This is a genomic window from Agromyces humi (genome assembly GCF_009720255.1).
GTDB classification, from domain to species: domain Bacteria; phylum Actinomycetota; class Actinomycetes; order Actinomycetales; family Microbacteriaceae; genus Agromyces; species Agromyces humi.
The window spans coordinates 1-2,991 of the sequence record NZ_WJSP02000422.1 but is presented as its reverse complement, the minus strand read 5'-3'; the positions used below and the strand labels follow the sequence as shown (position 1 = coordinate 2,991).

The window sequence follows — 2,991 nt, the reverse complement described above, 5'->3', positions numbered from 1 at the left end:
GGAGCCCTGATCCCCCGCCGGCTGGAGAACCTCCTGCCCGCGGGCAAGAACGTCGGTACCACCCACATCACCAACGGGGCCTTCCGGCTCCACCCGGTGGAGTGGAACATCGGCGAAGCGGCCGGCCGCCTCGCGGTCTTCTGCCTCGATCGTGCGTCCCGCCCCCGCGCGATCCGCACCAACCCGGAACTCCTCGCGGAGTTCCAGACCCTGCTCACGAACGGAGGCGTCGAGCTGCACTGGCCGGCCGGCGTCTCGGGATACTAGGAGAAATCATCATGAGATCAGCAAGGGCGCTGACAGGTGTCGGATTCGCCGCCGCAGCGACGCTCGCACTCGCGGGCTGCTCGGGCGGAGGGGCACCGGCTTCCACCCCATCCGATGTCGAGCTGCGGATGACCGTGTGGACCTCGAACGAGGACCACCTCGCGTTGTTCGACTCGATCGCCGACGCGTACATGGCGGACCACCCTGAGGTCACCGACATCACCTTCGACCCGCTGCCGTTCGAGGACTACACGACCACGGTCACCACGCAGATCGCGGGCGGCAGCGCCCCCGACCTCGCATGGATCCTCGAGAACGCGGCACCCGACTTCGTCGACTCGGGTGCGTTGCTGCCCCTCGACGAGACGCTCGAGGGCACCGAGGGCTACGAGTTCGACGACTTGTCCGAGAGCGCCACCGCGCTCTGGCACGACGACTCGGGCTCGCTTGTGGCGTACCCGTTCTCGACGTCGCCCTTCGTGATGTTCGCGAACGACGACCTCCTGAGGTCCGCCGGGCTGCCGACGTCGGCCGAGATGCAGGCGAACGGCGACTGGAACTGGAAGGGCGTGTCCGAGGCCGGGGCCGCGGTGCACGCCTCCACCGGCAAGGCCGGGTTCGTGATCCGCGACTTCGACTACACGACCTGGGACAACCTGGCCTCCGTGTGGATGGGCTGGGGCGCCGCGCCGTGGAGTGAGGACGGCACCGAGTGCACCTTCGACTCGCCGGAGATGACCGAGGCGTTCGAGTTCCTGCACGACGCGGCGTTCACGTCGCAGTCGATGCCGGGCCCGGGCACCACGGCCGACTTCTTCGCCGGCGAGTCGGCGTTCACGGTGACGCAGATCTCCCGCGCGTCCCTGCTCGCGGGCGACTTCGCATGGGACCTGCTTCCGCTGCCCGAGGGGCCTGAGGGCGAGTACTCGATGGTCGGCCAGGCCGGCATCGGCGTGCTCGCCGACGGCCCGAACGCCGAGGCCGCAGCCGACTTCCTCGCGTTCTTCACCAACCCCGAGAACTCCAAGCAGCTGGCCCAGTACTTCCCCCCGCCCCGCGTCTCCCAGCTGAACGTCGAGACGCTCGCTGCGACGAACCCGACGCTCACCCCCGAGCAGATCGAGGACGTCGTCATCCCGGGCATCGACACCGGCGTCACCCGGCCGAGCCACACCGACTCGGCTGAGATCGGCCAGGAGGTGCGCTCGGCGCTCGACGCGGTCTGGGTCCCCGACGCCGACATCCCCACCGCGCTCGAGGGCGTCTGCACCGCCATCGACCCGCTGCTGGGCTAGGAGGTCGACGCTCCATGGCCGACGCCACCGTGACGACTCCCGGCCGGGCACCAGCCCGGCCGGGGGCCGCCCCGCCCCGCGATCCGCGCCCACGGCGCCGGTGGGTGCCGAGCTACTCGACGCGCGACCAGCTGACCGGCTACCTCTTCATCGCGCCCCAGTTCGTCGGCATCGTGCTCTTCGTGCTACTCCCGCTCGTGCTGATCTTCTGGTACTCGTTCAACGAGTGGAACGTGCTTGCGGGCACCTTCCGCTTCGTGGGTACCGAGAACTTCGAGAAGCTCATGGGTGATCCGAAGCTCGCACCCGTGCTGCAGGCGACCGGCATCTTCTCGGCGGGGCTCGTGGTGCTGAACCTCGGGCTGGCGCTGCTGCTCGCGGTGCTGCTGAACCGCCGGGTCAGGGGTATCACCGTGTTTCGCACGGTCTTCTTCTCGCCGGTCGTCGTCTCGCTCGTGGCGTGGACGATCGTGTGGAGCTTCCTCCTCCAAGACAACGGCGGTATCAACGGCCTGCTCCAAATGGTCGGCGTCGACGGGCCGAACTGGCTCCGCGAGGGGCCGACGGCCATGGCCTCGGTCATCGTCGTGCAGGTGTTCAAGAACGTCGGCCTCAACATGGTGCTGTTCCTCGCCGCCCTGCAGGGCGTGCCGCAGGAGGTGCAGGAGGCCGCGCGCATGGACGGGGCATCCAACCGCGTGCTTTTCTGGCGCATCACGGTGCCGTTGATCTCGCCGACGATCCTGCTCACCTCGATCATCACGATCGTGGGCTCGCTGCAGGTCTTCGCCCAGATCGCCGTGCTCACCCAGGGCGGGCCGGGCATCTCGACGACCGTGCTCGTGTACTACCTCTACCAGCAGGCGTTCGACTTCCATCACTTCGGGTACGGGTCGACGCTCGCCATCCTGCTGTTCGCGATCGTGCTCGTGCTGACGATCGCCCAGTGGCAGCTCCGCAAGAGATGGGTCTTCTATGAGAACTGATGCGATCGCCATGAACGCGGGGCCGGATGCCGCAGCCGAGCAGGTCGCCGACGTCATGGCGCGGCCCGTGCTCGACGTCGACGACGCCCTCCGCGAGCCGCCGCGTGACCAGCGGGCCGGACGCGGACGCACCCGCCCGAGCCCGTGGCGCAATGTGCTGTTCTACGGACTGCTGCTGGTGCTCTCCGTCCCGTTCGTCTTCCCGACGTGGTGGATGGTCACGTCCTCGCTGAAGCCGATCAACGAGATCTTCGCCTTCCCGCCCGAGCTGTGGCCGTCGAACCCGACGCTCGACGGGTACGTCCAGGCCTTCACGGTGCAGCCGTTCGCCCGCCAGTACTTCAACTCGATGTACATCGCCGTGCTGGTGACCGCGGGCACCATGCTGTTCTCGTCGATGGCGGGCTACGCGTTCGCGCGCATCCGGTTCCGCGGCCAGGGCG

At 68.4% G+C, this 2,991-nt stretch carries 3 protein-coding genes and 1 pseudogene; all 4 read left to right on the top strand.

The window, feature by feature from the left end:
- The coding region (locus GH736_RS20220) for an FAD-dependent oxidoreductase (protein WP_159606529.1) at positions 1 to 267 on the top strand (267 nt) is incomplete at its 5' end.
- Positions 268 to 278: 11 nt separating this feature from the next.
- Positions 279 to 1,562 carry an ABC transporter substrate-binding protein gene (locus GH736_RS20215; protein ID WP_159606527.1) on the top strand — a complete coding sequence of 428 codons (1,284 nt, stop codon included), beginning with the start codon at positions 279 to 281 and terminating at the stop codon, positions 1,560 to 1,562.
- A gap of 14 nt (positions 1,563 to 1,576) precedes the next feature.
- A complete protein-coding gene (locus GH736_RS20210) occupies positions 1,577 to 2,548 on the top strand; it encodes a carbohydrate ABC transporter permease (RefSeq protein WP_159606525.1) in 972 nt (323 codons plus the stop codon).
- Positions 2,538 to 2,991, top strand: a pseudogene (locus GH736_RS24700) (carbohydrate ABC transporter permease); the annotation flags it as partial. The gene GH736_RS20210 and the pseudogene GH736_RS24700, both read left to right, overlap by 11 nt.

Excerpts from the sequence above, each read along its gene's own strand:
- GH736_RS20215 (WP_159606527.1), top strand. The coding sequence starts at position 279 with ATGAGATCAGCAAGGGCGCTGACAGGTGTCGGATTCGCCGCCGCAGCG.
- GH736_RS20210 (WP_159606525.1), top strand. The coding sequence starts at position 1,577 with ATGGCCGACGCCACCGTGACGACTCCCGGCCGGGCACCAGCCCGGCCG.